The following is a 20,737-nucleotide window of genomic DNA, read 5'->3' as shown; positions in this document are numbered from 1 at the left end:
CGCAGACATGAGCAAGCGCAAGGTTATCCCGCTGCTGATCTACATCCTGTTCCTGTTGGTGCCGATCTATTGGCTGCTGAACATGTCCTTCAAGAGCAACACCGAAATCCTCGGCGGGCTCACGCTGTTTCCGCAGGACTTCACCTTGGCCAACTACAAGGTGATCTTCACCGACCCGAGTTGGTACACCGGCTACCTCAATTCGCTGTACTACGTCAGCCTGAACACGGTGATTTCTCTTACGGTGGCACTACCGGCGGCCTACGCTTTTTCGCGCTATCGCTTCCTCGGCGACAAGCACCTGTTCTTTTGGCTGCTGACCAACCGTATGGCGCCGCCGGCGGTGTTTTTACTGCCGTTCTTCCAGCTGTATTCGTCGATCGGTTTGTTTGACACCCACATCGCCGTGGCACTGGCTCACTGTTTGTTCAACGTGCCGCTGGCGGTGTGGATTCTTGAGGGGTTCATGTCCGGCGTACCCAAGGAGATCGACGAAACCGCCTACATCGACGGCTACTCGTTTCCCAAGTTTTTCGTGAAGATCTTTATCCCGCTGATCGGCTCGGGCATCGGCGTGACGGCATTTTTCTGCTTTATGTTTTCCTGGGTCGAGCTACTGCTGGCGCGCACTCTGACCTCGGTCAACGCCAAGCCCATTGCGGCGGTGATGACCCGTACGGTCTCGGCATCGGGCATCGATTGGGGTGTACTGGCAGCGGCGGGGGTGTTGACCATCCTGCCCGGCATGCTGGTGATCTGGTTTGTTCGCAACCACGTGGCTAAGGGCTTTGCCCTGGGCCGGGTCTGAGGAGTCGATGATGGAATGGATGGCCTGGACCACCCCCACTGCACTGTTCTTCGGCGGCATTGCCCTGATTCTGGCGGGCATGACCACCTGGGAACTGCGTTCGCCGAGTATCCCCCGGCGCGGTTTTTTACCGATCAGCACCACCCGTGGTGATCGCCTGTTTATCGGTCTTCTCGGCAGCGCCTACCTGCATTTGCTGGTAATCGGCGTCACCGGCTGGAGCATCTGGGTGGCGACTGCGCTGTCCCTGGTGTGGCTGTTGAGCGTGATGCGTTGGGGCTAGTGCCCTTATGAATAAACAACCAGGAGGTCTCTATGTTCGATAAAAACAATAAGCTGCGACATAGCATTTCATTGGCCGCCGTCTTGGCCCTCAGCGGTTTGAGCGCTTCGGCCTGGGCCGATGCGTACGAAGATGCCGCGAAAAAATGGATCGGCAGCGAGTTCAAACCATCCACCCTCACGGCCGAGCAGCAGCTGGCGGAACTCAAGTGGTTTATCAAGGCGGCCGAACCGTTCCGTGGGATGAAGATCAACGTGGTGTCGGAAACCCTCACCACCCACGAGTACGAGTCCAAGGTCCTGGCCAAGGCCTTCAGTGAAATCACCGGGATCAAGCTGACCCACGACCTGCTGCAGGAAGGCGACGTGGTGGAGAAGCTGCAAACCCAGATGCAGTCCGACAAGAACATCTATGACGGCTGGGTCAACGATTCCGACTTGATCGGTACGCACTTTCGCTATGGCAAGACGGAATCCATCACCGATCTGATGGCCAACGAAGGCAAGGACTTCACTTCGCCGACGCTGGACCTGAAGGACTTTATCGGCCTGTCCTTCACCACCGCGCCGGACGGCAAGCTCTACCAACTGCCTGACCAGCAGTTCGCCAACCTATACTGGTTCCGCGCCGACTGGTTCGAACGTGCGGACCTCAAAGCCAAGTTCAAGGAAAAGTACGGTTATGACCTCGGCGTGCCGGTCAACTGGTCCGCCTACGAAGACATCGCCAAATTCTTCAGCGAAGACGTCAAGGAGATCGACGGCAAGCGCGTGTATGGGCACATGGACTACGGCAAGAAAGACCCGTCCCTGGGCTGGCGCTTCACCGATGCCTGGTTCTCCATGGCCGGTGGCGGCGACAAAGGCTTGCCCAACGGCCTGCCGGTGGACGAGTGGGGCATTCGCGTCGAGGACTGCCATCCGGTGGGCTCCAGTGTCACCCGTGGCGGCGACACCAACGGCCCGGCCGCCGTATTCGCCACGCAGAAATACGTGGATTGGATGAAGGCCTATGCGCCACCGGAAGCAGCGGGTATGACCTTCTCCGAATCCGGCCCGGTGCCGTCCCAGGGCAATATTGCCCAGCAGATCTTCTGGTACACCGCGTTTACCGCCGATATGGTCAAGCCGGGCCTGCCAGTGGTGAATGCCGACGGCACGCCGAAATGGCGCATGGCGCCGTCGCCGGTCGGGCCTTACTGGGAAGAAGGTATGAAGAAGGGCTATCAGGACGTAGGCTCCTGGACCTTCATGAAGTCCACTCCAGAGAAGCAAAAGCTTGCGGCCTGGCTCTACGCGCAGTTCGTGACCTCAAAAACCGTCTCGCTGAAGAAAACCATCGTCGGCCTGACGCCGATCCGAGAGTCCGACATCAACTCCCAGGCCATGACCGACCTGGCGCCGAAGCTGGGTGGCCTGGTGGAGTTCTACCGCAGTCCGGCTCGACTACAGTGGTCGCCAACCGGCACCAACGTGCCCGACTACCCGCGTCTGGCGCAGCTGTGGTGGAGCAACATCGCCGCCGCCGCCAGCGGCGAGAAGACCCCGCAACAGGCGCTGGATAACCTGGCCAAGGAGCAAGACGCAATCATGACGCGCCTGGAGCGTTCCAAGGTGCAAACGACGTGCGGCCCGAAAATGAACCCCGAGCGTGACGCGCAATACTGGTTCGACCAGCCGGGTGCACCGAAGCCGAAACTGGCCAACGAGAAACCCAAAGGCGAGACCGTGGCCTACGGCGACCTGCTCAAACAATGGGAGGCCGCCCGTAAGTAACAACTTGTAGTGAGCGGGCTCGCCCCGCGCTGGGGGGCGAAGCCGCCCCAAATCCAGGCGCCGCGGTGTATCAGAAAGACCGAGGTGTCTGGTTTTAGGGCGGCTTCGCCCCCCAGCGCGGGGCGAGCCCGCTCACTACAGATTTTGGTTGTTGGCGAGGGGCTGCGCCGCTGTCAGCGCATTCGCCAACCCCCTGCGACATTATTCAGGTTGTTCAGTCCTGCAACTGGATGTGCAACTCACCGTCCACTTCCTTGACCAGCTCGCTAGCCAAAAACAGCGGCACCAGACGCTTGTGCAATTGCGGCTCGACAAACTCCTTCACCGTCTCCAGTGCCAGTACGCCACTGAGTGGCAACTCAGCCTTGGTGTACGACAACCACGCCTTCTTCAACACCTGCAACACATCGCTGCCCGAGGTGGTGGCGAAGCGACGGTGGGTGGGTTTGCCGTCAAAGGTAAAGGTGTGCTGGAACGCATAGCCGCTTTCATCGCCCTGGCTGGCGGTGCAGCGGATGCAGGTGCACGGGCCGTCGCCGAACGCTGTGCGCAGGTAGCTGTTGAAGTCCACCACGGGTTTGAGTGACAGGCGCTTATCCACCTCGAACAGGTCCCCGGTCATTTTTTCGTCAGTGTTCAACGTGCATTTCCTCGCAGGTTCGGCGGTTTTTCAGAGCGCGGCACAATAGCAGCTAAATTCAGCTCTGGCTCAATTCAAGATGCGGATCTTCACACGGCTCAGGCGGCAACCAAGCTGCGCTTGATCCAGTCATACAAGTCATTGCCCTCGCTCGACAACTCACTGTTGGCCCGCCGACACAGGTAGTACTGGCGGCCATCATTCACTTCCAGTTCAAACAGCTTCACCAGCTCGCCACTGGCCACCAGCGGTGCCACCAGCGGCTCGCGCAGCAGTGCGCAGCCCAGGCCGGTGAGGGTGGCGGTCAGCGCCAGTTGGCCGTCTTCCAGCAACAACCCATTCAACGCCGTGGCATCCACCTCGGCGGCCTCGAACCATTGGCCCCAGGTGCCGCGCTCTTCGTCGTGCAGCAGCGGCAGTTCACTCAGCGCCGCGGGCGTGTCGATCGGCCCGTGTTGCGCCAGGAAGGCGCGGCTGCAATAGGGCGTGACCGCGCCAGAAATCAGCGGCTCACTGTGATAGCCCGGCCAGTGCCCGGTGCCGAAACGGATCGACAGGTCGGCCGCGTCACTCGGGTAGCTGCGGTGGTTGGCATAGGTCACGTTGATGTCCAGTGCCGGGTGGTCCTTCAGGAAACTCGCCAAACGCGGGATAAACAGGTTGATGCCAAACAGTGGGATCAGGCTGATGGTCACCTGGCGCGTGGCGCTTTTTTCGCGCACATGTTCGGTGGCACTGCGCAGCACCGCAAACGCCGAACGGATGGCGCGGTAGTACTCGCGGCCTTCGTCGGTAAGCACCAGGTTGCGGCCTTGACGCAATGTCAGCGGCTGCTGCAGGAAGTCTTCCAGCAAGTGCAGTTGATGGCTGATGGCCGAGGCGGAAACGTCCAGCGCGCGCGCGGCGGCATTCACCCCGCCATGACGGGCAAAGGCTTCGAACGTGCGCACGGCGCGCAGGGGAGGGTCATTGGCTAACTGTTCTGATTTATTCATGTGTTGAATTAAATACCAACTCAATCCACAAATAAAGAGCCATAAGCGCCGTATTTTCGGCATAAATAGCCTGTTTTAAGCTTGATATAACCATATGACTTTCTGTTATTTGATAAAAACAGAATAGATGCTTAGTGTGCCGCCCCTGTACGCACTGAGGTCGACGGTTTTCATGGATGGGTTTATCCAACAACTGCTCAATGGTTTGATGACGGGCAGTCTCTACGCGCTGGTGGCCCTGGGTTACACCATGGTCTACGGCATCTTGCGCATCATCAACTTTGCCCATGGCGATGTGTTGATGATCGGCGCGCTGGTGGGCCTGTCGGTAATCCGCTTGTTGCAGGCGACCTGGCCCGCTTTGCCGCCAGTGCTGGTGCTGCTCGGCGCCACTGTCGTCGCCATGGCGTTTTGCGCAGTTCTCGCGGTGGTGATCGAACGTGTCGCCTACCGTCGCTTGCGCCATGCCCCACGTCTGGCGCCGTTGATCAGCGGTATCGGTGTGTCGTTGCTGCTGCAAACCATCGCCATGCTGGTGTGGACCCGCAACCCGCAGATGTTCCCGCAACTGTTGCCGCTGGAGCCGATTGAAGTGTTGCCCGGCGCCTGCGCGCATCCGGCGATCACCAACGTCACGGCGCTGACGACGATTGCCATCGCCCTGTCAGTGATGGCCGCGCTGCTGGTGCTGGTGGAGCGCACGCGCTTCGGTCGCGCCATGCGCGCCGTGGCAGAGAACCCGCAAGTCGCCAGCCTGATGGGCATCAGCCCCAATCGCGTGATCGTCATCACCTTTGCCATCGGCGGCGCATTGGCAGCGCTCGCCGGGATCATGATGGCCAGCAACTACGGCAGCGCGCATTTCTACATGGGCTTCTTGCCGGGCATCAAGGCCTTCACCGCTGCGGTGCTGGGTGGCATCGGCAACCTCAAGGGCGCCATGCTGGGCGGCTTGCTGCTGGGGTTGATCGAAGCCCTCGGTACCGGCTATCTGGGCGCGGCCACCAACGGCGTGTTTGGCAGTAATTACCAGGATGTGTTCGCCTTCATCGTGTTGATCGCGGTGCTGGTATTGCGTCCTTCCGGGTTGTTGGGTGAACGTTTGGCGAGCCGCGCATGATCAACTCCCTGACCCCCAACCAGCGCGCGAGCCTCGGCCTGCTGCTGTTCGCCGTGGCCCTGGTGCTGGCGCCGTGGATCGTCGGCCACGCCGGCGGCAACACCTGGGTGCGCACCCTGGATTTTGCCCTGCTGTACATCATGCTCGCCCTCGGGTTGAACATCGTGGTCGGTTACGCCGGGCTGCTGGACATGGGCTTCATCGCGTTCTACGCGGTGGGCGCCTACCTCGCCGCGCTGCTCTCGTCGCCCCATCTGCTGCAACAGTTTCCCGCGCTGGCGGCGTGGTTGCCGGCGGGCATGCACACCTCGATCTGGCTGATCCTGCCGTTGGGCGCGTTGCTCGCCGCCGGGTGCGGCGTGGTATTGGGCGCGCCGACCTTGCGCCTGCGCGGCGACTACCTGGCCATCGTCACCCTGGGTTTCGGCGAAATCATCCGCATCCTGCTGCGCAACCTCGATCGCCCGGTAAACATCACCAATGGGCCCAAGGGCATCGCCCAGGTCGACCCGGTCAACCTGCTCGGCGTCAACCTGGGCCGCACCCAGGAACTGTTCGGCCTGCGCCTGCCTTCGGTGTATCTCTATTACTACCTGTTTGCGGCGCTGGTGCTGCTGATTCTGTTCGCCTGCATCCGCCTGGAGCATTCGCGCATCGGCCGCGCCTGGGTAGCGATCCGTGAAGACGAAGACGCGGCCCAGGCCATGGGCATCAACACCGTGCGCCTCAAACTGCTGGCGTTTGCGATTGGCGCCGCGTTTGGCGGGGTGAGCGGGGCGTTGTTTGCGTCGTTCCAGGGCTTTGTTTCGCCCGAGTCTTTCACCCTCAACGAGTCCATCGCCGTGCTGGCGATGGTGGTGCTGGGCGGCATGGGGCATATCCCGGGCGTGATTCTTGGCTGCGTACTGCTCGCCGCCTTGCCCGAAGCCTTGCGCGCCAGCATGGGGCCGCTGCAACAGGCGCTGTTCGGCCAGGTGCTGGTGGACCCGGAGATCATCCGCCAGCTGTTCTACGGCCTGGCGCTGATTCTCGCGATGCTGTACCGACCCGCCGGATTGTGGCCCAAAGGAGTGGCACGATGAACGCACCGCTGTTGCAGATCGACAAGGTCAACAAACACTTCGGCGGCGTGATGGCGCTGACCGACGTGAGCCTGAGTATCCAGCCCGGCGAGATCTACGGATTGATCGGCCCGAATGGCGCGGGCAAGACCACCTTTTTCAACGTGATGACGGGGCTGTATACCCCGGACTCCGGGCGCTTCCAGCTCGAAGGCCGGGAGTACCAGCCCACCAGTGTGCATCAGGTGGCCGAGGCCGGCATTGCGCGCACCTTTCAGAATATCCGCCTGTTCAATGCGATGAGCGCCCTGGAAAACGTCATGGTCGGTCGCCATGTGCGCACCCGCAATGGCTTGTGGGCGGCCTTGAGTCAGCACCGCAGCGCCCGCGACGAAGAGGCGCAAACACGCGCCCATGCTCATCGTTTGCTGGCCTATGTGGGCCTCGCCGGGTTTGCCAACTACCGCGCCGACAGCCTCAGCTACGGCCATCAACGACGCCTGGAAATCGCCCGCGCCCTGGCCACCGAACCACGCCTGTTGGCCCTGGATGAACCGGCGGCGGGCATGAACGCCAGTGAGAAAGTACAACTGCGAGGCCTGCTGGAAAAAATCCGCGACGACGGCCACACACTGCTGTTGATCGAACACGACGTGAAGCTGGTGATGGGCGTCTGCGACCGCATCAGCGTGCTCGATTATGGCCAGGTCATCGCCGTCGGACCGCCCGCTGAAGTCCGTCAGCACCCGGCGGTCATCCAGGCTTATCTCGGAGCCAGCGCCCATGTCTGAAGCCTTATTGAAAGTCGAGGGTTTGCAGGTGCGCTACGGCGCTATCGAAGCGGTCAAAGCCCTCGACCTGCATATCCACGAAGGCGAGCGCGTCACGCTGATCGGCGCCAATGGGGCGGGCAAAACCTCAAGCCTCAAGGCGTTGACCGGCCTGCTGCCGGCGGCAAAGGGCGAGATCCGCTTTGCCGGGCGATCGATCCTTGGCCAGGCGCCCGAGCAACTGCTGCGCCAAGGCATCGCCATGGTCCCGGAAGGGCGCGGGATTTTCGCGCGCATGAGCGTGCTGGAAAACCTCCAGGCCGGTGCCTTTCTGCGCCGCGATCACGCGCAAGTGCAGCGCGAAATACGCGAGCTGTTTGGGCACTTCCCGCGCCTGGAAGAACGCCTTCACCAATCTGCCGGCCTGCTGTCCGGCGGCGAGCAACAGATGCTCGCCCTGGCCCGTGCGCTGTTGTTGGTCCTCGATGAGCCGTCGATGGGCCTGGCACCGATCATGGTCGAGAAGATCTTCCAGGTGATCGACGACGTATGTCGCCAGGGCATGACCCTGTTGCTGGTCGAACAAAACGCGCGGCTGGCCCTGCAAGTCACCGACCGCGCCTACGTGATGGACACCGGCCGCATCAGCCTCAGCGGCCCGTCCCGGGATTTGCTCGAACACCCCGAGGTGCGCAGTGCGTACCTCGGCGAATAACCACACCTCCATGACGCTACCGGACGCCCGGCGTGTTCCGACCCGCCCGAAAAGAAGCAGGAACCCCAGATGAACACTTTGAACAAAACCGCATTGATCGGCCTGGCCCTGAGCAGCCTCGCCAGCGCCGTGGCCCAGGCCGACCAGACCGTGCTGATCGGCCTGGCAGGCCCACTCACCGGCCCGTCGGCCCGCATCGGCAAGGACCTGGAAAACGGCGCCAGACTGGCCATCGACCAGGCCAACGCCAAGCACCCGACAATCAACGGGGAGGCTGTGACCTTCAAGCTGGTCTCCGAAGATGACCAGTCCGACCCACGCACCGCCGTCACCGTGGCCCAGCGCCTGGTGGATGAAGGCGTGGTCGGCGTGGTCGGTCACTGGAACACCGGCACCAGCATCCCGGCGGCGCGGGTGTACCACGATGCCGGGATCGCCCAGGTGGCGCCGGTCGCGACCGGTCACGCGTACACCCAGCAGGGTTTTGATACCAGCTTTCGGATCATGGGCCATGACGATGACGGCGGTCAGGTCGCTGGCGACTATGCGCTGCACACGCTCAAGGCCAAGCGCATCGCCGTGATCGACGACCGCACTGCGTTCGGCCAGGGCCTGGCGGACCAGTTCGTCAAAGCCATCGAGGCCGGCGGCGGCAAAGTCGTCGGCCGCGAATACGTGGATGACAAGACCATCGACTTCAGCGCCGTGCTCACCAACATCCGCAGCCAGAATCCGGACCTGATCTTCTTCGGTGGCGTCGACTCCCAGGCTGCACCGCTGGCCCGTCGCATCAAGCAACTGGGGATCAAGGCGCCGTTGATGGGGGCCGGTGGCTTTGTCAGCCAGACCTTCCTGGAACTGGCGCAGAACGAAGGCGAGGGCGTGATTGCCTTGGAGCCGGGCCTGGCGATTGCGCAGATGCCCGGTGGCAAGGCGTTCGAGCAGGCCTACAAAGAGCGCTACAAGGCCAACATCGAACTGCATGCGCCGTTTGCCTACGACGGCGTTGGCGTGCTGGTGGCGGCTATCGAGAAAGCCGACTCGGTCGACCCGCAGAAATACCTGCCGGTGCTGCGCGCCATCAGCTACCCAGGCGTGACCGGCACCCTCGCGTTTGATGCCGAAGGCAACTTGAAAAAACCGTCGTTCACCGTGTACCAGGTCAAGGCCAACCAATGGCAGCCGGTCAGCGTGGCGGGCGGCCAGTAACCCACTGGGCGGGCACGAGCTTATTGTAGTGAGCGGGCTTGCCCGCGCTGGGTGGCGAAGCCGCCCCAAACCCAGGCACTGCGGTCTTCCTGATACACCGCGGCGGACCGTTTTGGGGCGGCCTCGCCCCCCAGCGCGGGGCAAGCCCGCTCACTACAGGTTTAGGTTTTTTGGAGGTGGACAATGAGCAAACTGGAAGGTGAACTGGGCATCCTCGCCCGGCGGCGGATCGAGGCCGAAATCATCAAGCCGATCTACGAGATCTTGAAGCGCGAGCAGGGCAAGGACTTTGCCGCCGCCGTGATCGGCGAAGCCGTGGGCAATGCGGCGATCCAGGCGGGCAAGCATTTTGCCGCGCTGGAACAGCAGGCTGACCTCAAGAGCTTCGTCGAGCTGCAAGTGCTCTGGGAAAAGGACGACGCGCTGAAAGTCGAGATCATCGCCAGCGACGCCGAGCGCTATGACTACGACGTCAAGCGCTGCCGCTACGCCGAGATGTACACCGAAATGGGCCTGGGCGAAATCGGCCACCTGTTGTCGTGCAACCGCGACGAGCTGTTTATCGTCGGCTACAACCCGGACATCGAACTGACCCGCACCCAGACCATCATGGGCGGCGATCACCGCTGCGACTTCCGCTACCGGGCCAAGCCCCATGAGTAACCTGGCGCGGGTGAACGGCAAGCGTCTGTGGGACTCGCTGATGGATATGGCGCAAATCGGCGCCACCGAAAAGGGCGGCGTCTCGCGCCTGGCGCTGACCGATGAAGACCGCCGCGGTCGCGACCTGTTCGTGCAGTGGTGCACGGCCGCCGGGTGCAGCATCCGTGTGGACGCCATGGGCAACATCTTCGCCCGCCGCGCCGGGCGCCAGGATCATCTGGCCCCAGTGCTGACCGGCTCCCATGGCGACTCGCAACCCTTCGGCGGCAAGTACGACGGCATCTACGGCGTGCTCGCCGGGCTGGAAGTGCTGCGAACCTTAAATGACCTGGGTATCGAGACCGAGCGGCCGATTGAAGTGGTCAACTGGACCAACGAAGAGGGCTCGCGTTTCGCCCCGGCCATGATTTCGTCCGGCGTTTACGCGGGCGTGTTTGACCTGGAATACGGCCTGTCCCGTGCCGACAAAAACGGCGTGAGCATCGGCCAGGCCTTGCAGCAGATCGGCTACGCCGGGCCCGAACCTGTAGGTGGCCAGGCGGTGCATGCGGCGTTTGAACTGCACATCGAACAAGGCCCGATCCTTGAAGCGCAAGGCATCACCATCGGCGTCGTCACCGGTGCCCAGGGCCAGCGTTGGTATGAAGTTGAGCTGAACGGCCGCAGCGCCCACGCCGGCACTACGCCGATGGACCATCGCCTGGACGCCTTGCTCGGCTTTGCCCGCGTGGTCGAGGCGGTCAACGGCTTGGGCCTGGAGCAGGGCGCTGAAGGGCGTGCCACGGTGGGCATGGCCAACATCTTCCCCAACTCGCGCAACGTGGTGCCGGGGCGGGTGTTTTTCAGCGTGGAATTCCGCCACCCGGATGAAGCGGTACTGGCGCGCCAGGATCAGCAGTTGCGTGATGCGGTGGCACAGATCGCCGATGGGATTGGTTTGCAGCACAGCGTGAAGCAAATTTTCCAATACGCACCGATTGCGTTTGATGCTGATTGCGTCGAAGTGGTGCGGGCATCGGCTGAGCGACTGGGGTACAGCCATCGGCCGATGATCTCCGGGGCCGGGCATGATGCCTGCTACCTGAACCAGGTGGCGCCGACGGCGATGATCTTTGTGCCTTGTGTGGATGGCTTGAGCCATAACGAAGCGGAGGAGATTTCGCCAGAGTGGTCGACGGCGGGAGCGGATGTGCTGCTCCAGGCCATCCTGGCCAAGTCCTCTATCTAGCGGGCCTACCTCAATCAAAATGTGGGAGCGGGCTTGCTCGCGAATGCGGTGGGTCAGTCAACATGTTTGGGTCTGATACACCGTCTTCGCGAGCAAGCCCGCTCCCACACAAGCCCGCTCCCAGACTGGGTCTCCTGTATCTGATGCGTCGAGGGTTTCAGCGGAAAAACTCGCCGGGCGTCGCATCAAACTGCTGGCGAAACGCATTGATAAACGCCGACGTCGACTCATACCCACACCCCAGCGCCACATCCGTGACCCGCTCGCCGCGTTCCAGGGCGGGCAGGGCGGTCAGCAAGCGCAGGCGCTGGCGCCAGGCGCGGAACGTCAGCCCGGTATCGCTCAGGAACAACCGGCTCAGGGTCTTTTCACTCACGGCCAACTTGCGGCTCCAGTCCCCCAGGGTGGTCTGCTGTTCCGGGTGCAGGTTCAGGCTGCGGTAGATCTGGCGCAAACGCGGGTCCAGTGGCAGCGGCAGCATCAAATCCACCTGCGGCGCTGCCGCCAGTTGGTCCAGCACCACCTGGGCCAGGCGCCCGTCCGGGCCGTCCTCGGCATATTCCACCGGCAGTTCGCTGAAGCTGCGGATCAATTCGCGCAGCAGGCTGCTGACCTCCAGCACATGGCAACGCGCATCCGCCCAGGCGGTGACGCGGCAGTCCAGGTAGAGGCTGCGCATTTCCGTGCGCGGCGAACTGAACACGCGGTGCGGCATGCCCGCCGGAATCCATACCGCGCGCTGCGGCGGGGCGACGAAGCGGCCGACGCTGGTCTGGATCTCCAGCACCCCGGCAATCGCATAGGACAACTGCACCCACGGGTGACTGTGGCGGCGGGTCAGCGCACGGTTGGGCAGCGATTCGGTGCGCCCGTACACCGGCCGCGGCAGGCTGGCGAGCCCGGGCACACTGCGGCGAACGGTTTTGTCCTGTCCTTTAGGCGGCATTTGTTGGCTCATTGGCGTTAGTCGGTAACAAGCCGTTACGTTAGAGTCGCCCAGACGCTCTTGGCAACCCCCGGAAGACCTACTTATGACTCGTCCGCGTTTTCTCCCTGACAACTTCACCCTGACCCTGATCGCCACGGTGATCCTCGCCTCATTGCTGCCCGCCAGCGGCCAGACCGCCGTGGCGTTTGGTTGGGTGACCAACCTGGCCATCGCGCTGCTGTTTTTCCTGCACGGCGCCAAGCTGTCGAACCAGGCGATCATTGCCGGGGCCGGGCATTGGCGCCTGCACTTGCTGGTGTTCAGCCTGACCTTTGTGCTGTTCCCGCTGCTGGGCCTGGCGCTCAAACCGCTGCTGTCGCCGCTGATCGGCAACGAGCTGTACATGGGCATGCTTTACCTCTGCGCGCTGCCGGCCACGGTGCAGTCGGCGATTGCCTTTACTTCCCTGGCGCGGGGCAATATCCCGGCTGCGATTTGCAGCGCGGCTGCGTCCAGCCTGTTTGGGATTTTCCTCACGCCGTTGCTGGTGACGCTGCTGCTCAATGTGCACGGCGAAGGCAGCAGCACCCTCGACGCCATTGTGAAAATCAGCGTGCAACTGCTGCTGCCGTTTATCGCCGGGCAGATCGCCCGCCGCTGGATTGGCGCGTGGGTGGGGCGCAACAAGGCCTGGCTGAAATTCGTCGATCAGGGTTCGATCCTGCTGGTGGTCTACGGCGCGTTCAGCGAAGCGGTCAATGAGGGGATCTGGCACCAGATCCCGCTGTGGGAACTCGGCGGCCTGGTGGTGGCGTGCTGCGTGTTGCTGGCCCTGGTGCTGGTGGCCTCGACGGTGCTGGCCAAGGCCTTTGGCTTCAACCAGGAAGACCGCATCACCATCTTGTTCTGCGGCTCGAAGAAAAGCCTGGCGACCGGGGTGCCGATGGCCCAGGTGTTGTTCGCCGGGGCGAGCATGGGCGTGCTGATCCTGCCGTTGATGCTGTTTCACCAGATCCAGCTGATGGTGTGTGCGGCGTTGGCGCAGCGCTATGCGAATCGGCCGGAGTCGATTCCGGAGTTGATGGGGCAGGTGGACCCGTAATTTTTCCTTCAGCTGCTGACGAGTAGCCTCAAGTAAATTCGGGGCCAGACGACATTCTTGTTAACAACCCAAGAAGGAATGTCGTCATGAACAACGTTATGCGTTTGTCAGTGCTCACCGGCTTTCTTGCAATGTGGACGGGGGTGAGCATGGCTGCACCCTCCGGTGTCATCCGGTTTTCCGGCAGTGTAGTCATGCCGGGTTGTGAGTCGGCTGCGGTGGGCGGCCGGACGCTGGAGTTGAGGGGCTGTCCGCAGGCCAGTCGCGGCAGCGGGTTTGATGTGCGTTCGGTCGGCAGCGTCAAGGCGCTGGGCAATGCGCCAGCCAACGTCAAGTTGGTGAGCGACAGCGGCGACGGGCGTTATTACGACCAACGGTATGAGCTGGTCGACGCCGCTGGAAAGCCGATTCAGTCCGGGCTCTACGTGGTCACCATGACCGCGCCATGACGAAATTGATGGATTTTTGATTAGGAACAGCGCCAACAGCCGGGCAAGAAACCTATAGAATGCCCGGCGGCGGCGCTTGTCCTGGGTGGCCGTCTGATCATCGTCCGAGTACCGCGCCCTTCAATGAGCCATTCAGCTGCAACTCCCCAAGCCAACTGGCAACCGGTCTTCGCCCTCGCGTTGGCCGCCTTTGTGTTCAACACCACCGAATTCGTGCCCGTCGGGTTGCTCAGCGCCATCGGCGCCAGCTTTGACATGCCGGTGTCCAGCGTCGGCCTGATGCTGACCATCTACGCATGGATCGTGTCGCTGACGTCGCTGCCGGTGATGCTGCTGACCCGCAACGTCGAACGGCGCAAGCTGCTGATCGTGCTGTTCGGCCTGTTTATCGCCAGTCATGTGCTGTCCAGCGTCGCCACCAGCTTTGGCTTGTTGATGGTCAGTCGCGTTGGCATCGCTTTGTCCCATGCATTGTTCTGGTCGATCACCGCGTCGCTCGCCGTGCGCCTGGCGCCGGAAGGCAAGCAGGTGCAGGCCCTCGGCCTGTTGGCCACCGGCACCTCCTTGGCCATGGTATTGGGGATTCCGCTGGGTCGCCTGCTCGGCGAAGCCATGGGCTGGCGCACCACTTTCCTGGTGATCGGCGCGTTCGCCGCGGCCCTGGTGTTCTGGCTGGCGCGCACCTTGCCGCTGTTGCCAAGCCAGAACTCCGGCTCGCTGCGCAGCCTGCCGCTGTTGTTCAAACGCCCCGCGCTGGTGGCGCTCTACGTGCTCACCGCGCTGACGGTGACCGCGCAATTCACCGCCTACAGCTACATCGAGCCCTTCGTCGAAGGCGTGGCCGGCATGAGCGGCAGTGCAGTGACCCTGATCCTGCTGGTCTTCGGTGGTGCGGGCATCATCGGCTCGCTGTTGTTCAGCCTGGTGCACCGCCTCAACCCGCACCTGTTCGTGGTCGGCGCAGTGTCCATCCTCGCTGTGTGCCTGGCGCTGATGCTGCCGTTGAGCGGTGCTGAATCCTACCTCGTCGGCCTGAGCATCTTCTGGGGCATGGCGATCATGGGCTTTGGCCTGGCGATGCAGTCCAAGGTCCTGGTCCTCGCACCGGACGCCACCGACGTGGCCATGGCGATGTTCTCCGGCATCTACAACATCGGCATCGGCGGCGGCGCCCTGATGGGCAGTTGGGTCGGTAGCCAGTTCGGCTTCGCCTGGATCGGCGCGGCGGGCGGGTTGTTGGCGGCGCTGGCGTTGGTTGGGTATTGCCTGGCGATTCGGCGGTTTGGGCAGGGTGTGCCACACGGCTAAAACCGGACAAGTCTTATAGGGCGCCTCAAGACCCATTGCTACCGTCACCCAGGACCGCCCACGTCCTGTGGTGGCGGCACGTGAACAGCAATGGAGTCGATTGTGCAAAAGCGTTTGACCGCAGAGTTTCTCGGTACTTTCTGGCTGACCTTTGGCGGCTGTGGCAGCGCCATCCTGGCGGCGGCCTTTCCGGAGTTGGGCATTGGATTTGTCGGCGTATCCCTGGCGTTCGGCCTCACGGTGCTGACCATGGCCTATGCGGTGGGCGGCATCTCGGGCGGGCACTTCAACCCGGCGGTGACGGTTGGCTTGTGGGCCGGTCGGCGGGTGGCTGGCGTTGACGTGTTGCCGTACCTCGCCGCGCAGGTCAGCGGTGCAATTTTTGCGGCAGCAGCGTTGTACCTGATTGCAAACGGGCAGCCGGACTTTGCAATAGGTGGTTTCGCCGCCAACGGCTACGGGCCCTTGAGTCCAGGCCAGTTCGATATGAAAGCCGCGCTGCTGGCCGAATTGATCGCCACGTTCTTCTTTGTGTTCATCATCATGCGCGTGACCGCTCCGGGCACTGTGCCTGGGTTTGCACCGATTGCGATTGGCTTGGCACTGACCCTGATTCACTTGGTGCTGATCCCGGTGACCAACACCTCGGTGAACCCGGCACGCAGCACCGGGCCGGCGCTGTTTGCGGGGGGTGAGTACATCGCGCAGTTATGGCTGTTCTGGCTGGCGCCGATGGTGGGCGGGGTGTTGGGTGCGGTGGCGGCGCGTAGGTTTGAGTAGTGAGCGGGCTTGCCCCGGTACAAACCGGGGACATCGTTTACATATCTAACCGGGGACATGGTTTACAGGTTAATACGCATGATCAGGAGGTAACTGATCATGCCCTGGAACCAACAGTCCCACCGCCTTCGCAGCCTCACTAAAGTTCGACAGCTCCCACAGGAGATTGGCAGTGTCAGGGCGACCTCCAGCCGAACACTGATAGCCCAGCACCGCCGATCACCTGTGGGAGCGGGCTTGCCCGCGAAAGCGCTGGTTCAGCCAACACCTCTACCAACAGTCCCACCGCCTTCGCAGCCTCACTAAAGTTCGACAGCTCCCACAGGAGATTAGCAGTGTCTGGGCGACCTCCAGCCGAACACTGATAGCCCAGCACCGCCGATCACCTGTGGGAGCGGGCTTGCCCGCGAAAGCGCTGGTTCAGCCCAACCTCTACCAACAGTCCCACCGCCTTCGCAGCCTCACTAAAGTTCGACAGCTCCCACAGGAGATTGGCAGTGTCTGGGCGACCTCCAGCCGAACACTGATAGCCCAGCACCGCCGATCACCTGTGGGAGCGGGCTTGCCCGCGAAAGCGCTGGTTCAGCCAACACCTCTACCAACAGTCCCACCGCCTTCGCAGCCTCACTAAAGTTCGACAGCTCCCACAGGAGATTGGCAGTGTCTGGGCGACCTCCAGCCGAACACTGATAGCCCAGCACCGCCGATCACCTGTGGGAGCGGGCTTGCCCGCGAAAGCGCTGGTTCAGCCAACACCTCTACCAACAGTCCCACCGCCTTCGCAGCCTCACTAAAGTTCGACAGCTCCCACAAGGACTGGCAGTGCCTGGGCCATCTCCCGCAAGCGCCTAATGCCCTTCACGTCCTAGCACACAAGCCCGCTCCACAGTTGACCCGGCTACGGCTTCCAGGTGTCGACATCCTTGGCATCCACGGATTTGGGCAGCAAGCCCGCCTTGAAGAACGCATCGGCAATCTTCTGCTGTTCACCCAACTGCTCGACCGTCACCGGCTGCACCAGGTAGCTGCGGTGCGCATTCGCCGCTTCCACCGTGGCGACATCCAGGTTGCCCCACAGCGGGCCGAGCACTTTTGCTGCGTCCTGCGGGTTGCTCTTCACCCATTTCCCGGCTTTTTCCAACTGCTCATACACCACCTTCAACACCTCGGGATGGGCCTTGGCGTACGGGGTGCCGGTCAGGTAGTAACGCTTGTAGCTGGCCAGCCCGCTGCCGTCCGTGAGGGTGCGGGTCGGCAGTTGGCGCTGCACGCCGGTGAGGAAGGGTTCCCAGGTGACCCAGGCATCCACCTTATTGTTCTCGAACGCGGCGCGGCCGTCGGCGGGGGACAGGTAGGCGGGCTCGATGTCGGCGAATGCCAACCCGGCCTTGGCCAGTGCAGCGATCAGCAAGTAGTGGGTACCGGCGGCCTTGGTCACCGCGATTTTCTTGCCTTTCAAATCGCTGAGCTGCTGGATCGGCGAGTCCTTGCGCACCACGATGGCCTGGGCCGAAGGCGAGGGCGCTTCCTGGGCGAAGTAGGTGAGTTTGGCCTGGGCCGCCTGGGCGAAGATCGGCACGGTGTCGGCGACGTCGGCGCTGATGTCGACGTTGCCCACATTCAACGCTTCGAGCAGCGGCAGGCCACTGGGGAACTCGTGCCAGGACACGTCAATGTGTTCGGCCTTGAGGGCTGTTTCCAAGGTGCCCTGGGTCTTCAACAGAGTGATCAGGGTGGACGACTTCTGATAACCGATACGCAGGGTCTCCTGGGCTTCGGCACTGATCGCAACGCAGAGGGCCAACAGCCCGAATGCAGCGGCGAGGGGGCGACGGATAGACATGGCAGGCTCGATCTTCAACGGAATGCGGCCAATCTTAAAGTTCTAAAAACTATTCGATAAATACTCTTTCGATCTTAGCTTAGGGCACTTTTTCCGCGATCCGACGAATCGGGCATAACCATAGAATTATAGGGTCCTTTCATAATCATTCGTCATTAATATAATCGAAAGCGATTTGTTTTCGAGCCCTGTGCAATTTTTGGCATATGGCTGCTGGCCTCTTTGAAGGGAAACTCTCCATGGCTGCACTCGACCATTTGACCCGTCGCCACTTGCTCGGCATGGCCGGCATCACCCTGGCCGGCCTGACGCTGCCGCACCTGGCTTTCGGTGCCGACGAACACGCCGGCCACCACCCGCCGCAGGAGCCCTCGGGCACTGGCGATTTCATCCGCCTCGACGCCCCGCGCAAACTCAAGCTGGCCGTCAACCTCAACGCCGTATGCCTGGCTCCGGTGGTGATCGCCCACGGGCAGGGCTTTTTCACCCGGCACAACCTGGACGTGGAATTGGTCAACTTCGGCAACTCCACCGAGGTGCTGCTGGAGGCCATCGCCACCGGCAAGGCCGATGCGGGCGTGGGCATGGCGCTGCGTTGGCTCAAGGCACTGGAGCAGGGCTTCGACGTCAAACTCACCGCCGGTACCCACGGCGGTTGCCTGCGTTTGCTCAGTGCCGCGAATGGCCGTATCAGCAAGCTGGAAGACCTCAAGGGCAAGGCCATTGGCGTCACCGACATGGCCAGCCCGGACCGCAATTTCTTCTCGATCCTGCTGAAAAAACACGGCGTTGACCCGGTGCGTGACGTGGAGTGGCGCCTGTACCCCGCCGACTTGCTCGGCACCGCCCTGGAGCGCGGCGAAGTGCAGGCGGTGAGCGGCAGCGACCCGTTCATGTATCGCCTGATCAAGTCCGGCGTGGCGCGGGAACTGTCCACCAACCTGGTGGAGGAATACGCCAACCTCAGTTGCTGCGTGGTCGGTGTCACCGGCAAGTTGGTGCGCGAAGACAAACGCGTGGTTGCGGCGCTGACCCAGGCGATCCTCGAAGCCCATGACTATAGCGTGCAACACCCGGAAGCGGTCGCCAAAGGCTTCCAGGCCCATGCGCTGAACACTTCGGTGGAAGAAGTGCAGGCGATCCTTCACGACCACACCCACGGCCACCACGCGGTGGGCGCGGCGTTGACCGAGGAAATCCTGACTTACGTCACCGACCTGAAAACCGTCGAAGTGATCAGCAAGAGTACTGACCCGGCGGAGTTTGCCAAGGAGATCACCGCCGATGTCTTCAGCTGACGCGACAACCCTCAACCCGCCGCTGACATTCAAGGCCTGGGGGCAGGGCGCCGCCGTGGTGGCGGCCTGGCTGGCCGTCGCGCTGTTGATCAGCTACTGGCCCAACGCGGTGCGCCATTGGCCGATGACCCAGGGCTTGGCGAATCTCTGCGTGGGTCTGGCGGTCTTGTTCGTTGTGCTGAGCCTGCTCGGTCTGCGTATCGCCAAACTGGGCCAGCGCCTGCGTACTGGCGCGCCGTGGCTGATCGCCTTGCCGGTGCTGCTGGGCATCTGGGAGCTGCTCACCGCCAAACTCGCGCTCCTTCCGGTGCCGTTTTTTGCACCACCCCAGGCCTTGCTCGCGGTGTACGTCGAAGACTACGCACGCCTGGCCGACAGCCTGCTCAACTCCGCGTTGCTGCTCGGTTCCGGCGTGGCGCTGGGGGCGATCAGCGGGTTTATCGCCGGTGTCGCCATCGGTTGGTCAACGCGTATTGGCTATTGGCTGCACCCGCTGCTGCGCATCCTTGGCCCGGTGCCGTCGACGGCGTTGTTGCCGCTGTGCTTTTTCATGTTTCCGAGCAGCTGGAGCGCGAGTGTGTTTCTGATCGCGCTGGCCACCTGGTTTCCGGTCACGGTGCTGACCTGGTCCGGTGTGGCCAGCGTGGACAAGGCCTATTACGACGTGGCACGCACCCTCGGCGCCAAGCAAGGCTTCCTGATTTTCAAAGTGGCGATTCCGGCGGCGCTGCCCCACGTATTCGTCGGTTTGTTCATGGGCTTGGGCGCCTCGTTTTCGACCCTGGTGGTGGCGGAAATGATGGGGGTCAAATCCGGCATCGGCTGGTATCTGCAATGGGCCCAAGGCTGGGCCGCTTACGCGAATATGTACGCCGCACTGTTGATCATGGCATTGGCCTGTTCGGGGTTGATCACCGGGTTGTTTCTGGTGCGTGACCGCTTGCTGGCCTGGCAGAAAGGAGCGATGAAATGGTAGCCCTGGCACACGCGGTATCGGCGTCGACGGGATTGGCGCTGCGCATCGACAACCTCAGCCACGGTTTTGCCCTGGACGGCGAGCATTTGCCGGTGTTGGAACGGGTGTCGCTGGACGTGGCGCCGGGGGAATTCGTCGCACTGCTCGGTCCTTCCGGCTGCGGCAAATCCACCCTGCTGCGCTTGGTCGCCGGGCTGGAACCGGCGGATTCCGGGCGCTTGCTCGCCGACGGCGTACCCATCACCGGGCCGGACCCGAGCCGCGTGGTGGTGTTCCAGGACCCGACCCTCTACCCCTGGCGCCGGGTGTGGGACAACGTTGCGCTGGGCCTGGAAGCCCAGGGTTTGCTCAAGACGCATTCGGCCAAGGTCGATGAGGCCCTGGACAAGGTCGGCCTGCGCCAGTTCGCCCGCGCCTATCCGCGCCAGTTGTCCGGCGGCATGGCGCAGCGCGTGGCGTTGGCCCGTGCGCTGGTCAATCAACCGCGCTTGCTGATCCTCGACGAACCGCTGGGCAAGCTGGACTCCCTGACGCGCATCACCATGCAAAAAGAGTTGATCGAGTTGTGGCAACGCCAGGGCTACACGGCGTTGCTGGTGACCCATGACGTGGAAGAAGCCTTGCTGCTGGCCAACCGCGTGATCGTATTCAGCGATCGCCCGGCAAAAATCCAGGCACAGTTGACCATCGAACGGCCGTACCCCCGGCATCGTGATGATCCGTATCTGGTCGACTTGCGGCGGCAGATCCTGGGCCTGCTCGGGTTGGGAGAAAACTGGTAGAAAC

21 protein-coding genes are annotated in these 20,737 nt (G+C 62.5%); 17 read left to right on the top strand and 4 right to left on the bottom strand.

The window, feature by feature from the left end:
• Window positions 1-7: 7 nt before the first annotated feature.
• The 3 genes from PSH81_RS15975 to PSH81_RS15965 are packed head-to-tail and all read left to right on the top strand — an operon-like array spanning window position 8 to window position 2,866.
• Window positions 8-808, top strand: coding sequence for a carbohydrate ABC transporter permease (locus PSH81_RS15975; RefSeq protein WP_017735079.1), 801 nt, complete (start codon window positions 8-10; stop codon window positions 806-808).
• A 10-nt stretch (window positions 809-818) separates the two neighbouring features.
• Window positions 819-1,091: a DUF2160 domain-containing protein gene (locus tag PSH81_RS15970; protein ID WP_192296443.1), complete on the top strand. Its 273-nt coding sequence runs from the start codon at window positions 819-821 to the stop codon at window positions 1,089-1,091.
• A gap of 32 nt (window positions 1,092-1,123) precedes the next feature.
• Window positions 1,124-2,866 (top strand): ABC transporter substrate-binding protein, encoded by a 1,743-nt coding sequence (locus PSH81_RS15965; protein ID WP_192296442.1) that lies wholly within the window; start codon window positions 1,124-1,126, stop codon window positions 2,864-2,866.
• Window positions 2,867-3,080: 214 nt separating this feature from the next.
• On the opposite strand, the gene PSH81_RS15960 is transcribed toward PSH81_RS15965, so the two are convergent.
• Both PSH81_RS15960 and PSH81_RS15955 read right to left on the bottom strand, forming a co-directional pair.
• Window positions 3,081-3,506, bottom strand: coding sequence for a hypothetical protein (locus PSH81_RS15960; RefSeq protein ID WP_192296441.1), 426 nt, complete (start codon window positions 3,504-3,506; stop codon window positions 3,081-3,083).
• Between the two features lie 98 nt (window positions 3,507-3,604).
• On the bottom strand, window positions 3,605-4,501 hold the full coding sequence (locus PSH81_RS15955; RefSeq protein ID WP_305391056.1) for a LysR substrate-binding domain-containing protein: 897 nt from the start codon (window positions 4,499-4,501) through the stop codon (window positions 3,605-3,607).
• 172 nt (window positions 4,502-4,673) lie between these two features.
• Between PSH81_RS15955 and PSH81_RS15950 the strand changes: the two genes are divergently transcribed.
• The 7 genes from PSH81_RS15950 (at window position 4,674) to PSH81_RS15920 (ending at window position 11,267) form a co-directional block, all read left to right on the top strand.
• Window positions 4,674-5,621 carry a branched-chain amino acid ABC transporter permease gene (locus PSH81_RS15950; RefSeq protein ID WP_226456327.1) on the top strand — a complete coding sequence of 316 codons (948 nt, stop codon included), beginning with the start codon at window positions 4,674-4,676 and terminating at the stop codon, window positions 5,619-5,621.
• A complete protein-coding gene (locus PSH81_RS15945) occupies window positions 5,618-6,703 on the top strand; it encodes a branched-chain amino acid ABC transporter permease (protein WP_226456326.1) in 1,086 nt (361 codons plus the stop codon). The genes PSH81_RS15950 and PSH81_RS15945 overlap by 4 nt, the downstream gene beginning before the upstream one ends.
• The gene (locus tag PSH81_RS15940; RefSeq protein ID WP_192296437.1) at window positions 6,700-7,473 is read left to right on the top strand and encodes an ABC transporter ATP-binding protein; all 774 of its coding nucleotides are present in this window, start codon (window positions 6,700-6,702) and stop codon (window positions 7,471-7,473) included. The genes PSH81_RS15945 and PSH81_RS15940 overlap by 4 nt, the downstream gene beginning before the upstream one ends.
• Complete coding sequence (locus PSH81_RS15935; RefSeq protein WP_305391055.1) at window positions 7,466-8,167, top strand: ABC transporter ATP-binding protein; 702 nt, start codon at window positions 7,466-7,468, stop codon at window positions 8,165-8,167. The genes PSH81_RS15940 and PSH81_RS15935 overlap by 8 nt, the downstream gene beginning before the upstream one ends.
• A gap of 69 nt (window positions 8,168-8,236) precedes the next feature.
• Window positions 8,237-9,376 (top strand): branched-chain amino acid ABC transporter substrate-binding protein, encoded by a 1,140-nt coding sequence (locus tag PSH81_RS15930; protein WP_305391054.1) that lies wholly within the window; start codon window positions 8,237-8,239, stop codon window positions 9,374-9,376.
• Between the two features lie 183 nt (window positions 9,377-9,559).
• The gene (locus PSH81_RS15925) at window positions 9,560-10,039 is read left to right on the top strand and encodes an L-2-amino-thiazoline-4-carboxylic acid hydrolase (RefSeq protein WP_192296434.1); all 480 of its coding nucleotides are present in this window, start codon (window positions 9,560-9,562) and stop codon (window positions 10,037-10,039) included.
• Window positions 10,032-11,267: a M20 family metallo-hydrolase gene (locus tag PSH81_RS15920; protein WP_305391053.1), complete on the top strand. Its 1,236-nt coding sequence runs from the start codon at window positions 10,032-10,034 to the stop codon at window positions 11,265-11,267. Before PSH81_RS15925 ends, PSH81_RS15920 begins: the two co-directional genes overlap by 8 nt.
• Window positions 11,268-11,424: 157 nt before the next feature.
• Here PSH81_RS15920 and PSH81_RS15915 read toward each other — a convergent pair whose 3' ends face one another.
• Window positions 11,425-12,213, bottom strand: a complete 789-nt coding sequence (locus tag PSH81_RS15915; protein WP_192296432.1) for a helix-turn-helix domain-containing protein — start codon at window positions 12,211-12,213, stop codon at window positions 11,425-11,427.
• A gap of 85 nt (window positions 12,214-12,298) precedes the next feature.
• Here PSH81_RS15915 and PSH81_RS15910 point away from each other — a divergent pair, with 85 nt between their 5' ends.
• From PSH81_RS15910 to aqpZ, 4 genes are all read left to right on the top strand, one after another.
• Complete coding sequence (locus PSH81_RS15910) at window positions 12,299-13,297, top strand: bile acid:sodium symporter family protein (RefSeq protein ID WP_192296431.1); 999 nt, start codon at window positions 12,299-12,301, stop codon at window positions 13,295-13,297.
• A gap of 86 nt (window positions 13,298-13,383) precedes the next feature.
• The gene (locus tag PSH81_RS15905; protein WP_226456321.1) at window positions 13,384-13,746 is read left to right on the top strand and encodes a type 1 fimbrial protein; all 363 of its coding nucleotides are present in this window, start codon (window positions 13,384-13,386) and stop codon (window positions 13,744-13,746) included.
• Window positions 13,747-13,869: 123 nt separating this feature from the next.
• Window positions 13,870-15,054, top strand: coding sequence for a sugar transporter (locus PSH81_RS15900; RefSeq protein ID WP_305391052.1), 1,185 nt, complete (start codon window positions 13,870-13,872; stop codon window positions 15,052-15,054).
• Window positions 15,055-15,144: 90 nt separating this feature from the next.
• Window positions 15,145-15,834, top strand: coding sequence for an aquaporin Z (gene aqpZ, locus PSH81_RS15895; RefSeq protein ID WP_305391051.1), 690 nt, complete (start codon window positions 15,145-15,147; stop codon window positions 15,832-15,834).
• An 898-nt stretch (window positions 15,835-16,732) separates the two neighbouring features.
• Here aqpZ and PSH81_RS15890 read toward each other — a convergent pair.
• Window positions 16,733-17,677: an aliphatic sulfonate ABC transporter substrate-binding protein gene (locus PSH81_RS15890; RefSeq protein ID WP_192296427.1), complete on the bottom strand. Its 945-nt coding sequence runs from the start codon at window positions 17,675-17,677 to the stop codon at window positions 16,733-16,735.
• 239 nt (window positions 17,678-17,916) lie between these two features.
• On the opposite strand from PSH81_RS15890, the gene PSH81_RS15885 reads away from it, so the two are divergent.
• From PSH81_RS15885 to PSH81_RS15875, 3 genes are read left to right on the top strand one after another with little or no spacing between them, the layout of a single operon-like run.
• Window positions 17,917-18,975, top strand: a complete 1,059-nt coding sequence (locus PSH81_RS15885) for an ABC transporter substrate-binding protein (protein ID WP_305391050.1) — start codon at window positions 17,917-17,919, stop codon at window positions 18,973-18,975.
• Entirely contained in the window at window positions 18,962-19,951 is a 990-nt protein-coding gene (locus PSH81_RS15880; protein ID WP_305391049.1) for an ABC transporter permease, read from the top strand. The genes PSH81_RS15885 and PSH81_RS15880 overlap by 14 nt, the downstream gene beginning before the upstream one ends.
• Window positions 19,945-20,733 (top strand): ABC transporter ATP-binding protein, encoded by a 789-nt coding sequence (locus PSH81_RS15875; protein WP_305391048.1) that lies wholly within the window; start codon window positions 19,945-19,947, stop codon window positions 20,731-20,733. The genes PSH81_RS15880 and PSH81_RS15875 overlap by 7 nt, the downstream gene beginning before the upstream one ends.
• The last annotated feature ends 4 nt before the right edge of the window (window positions 20,734-20,737 follow it).

The sequence above is a fragment of the Pseudomonas sp. FP2335 genome (assembly GCF_030687535.1).
In the GTDB taxonomy this organism is placed as follows: domain Bacteria; phylum Pseudomonadota; class Gammaproteobacteria; order Pseudomonadales; family Pseudomonadaceae; genus Aquipseudomonas.
The sequence above is the reverse complement of the archived record's forward strand: the minus strand, read 5'-3'. Positions and strand labels throughout refer to the sequence as shown.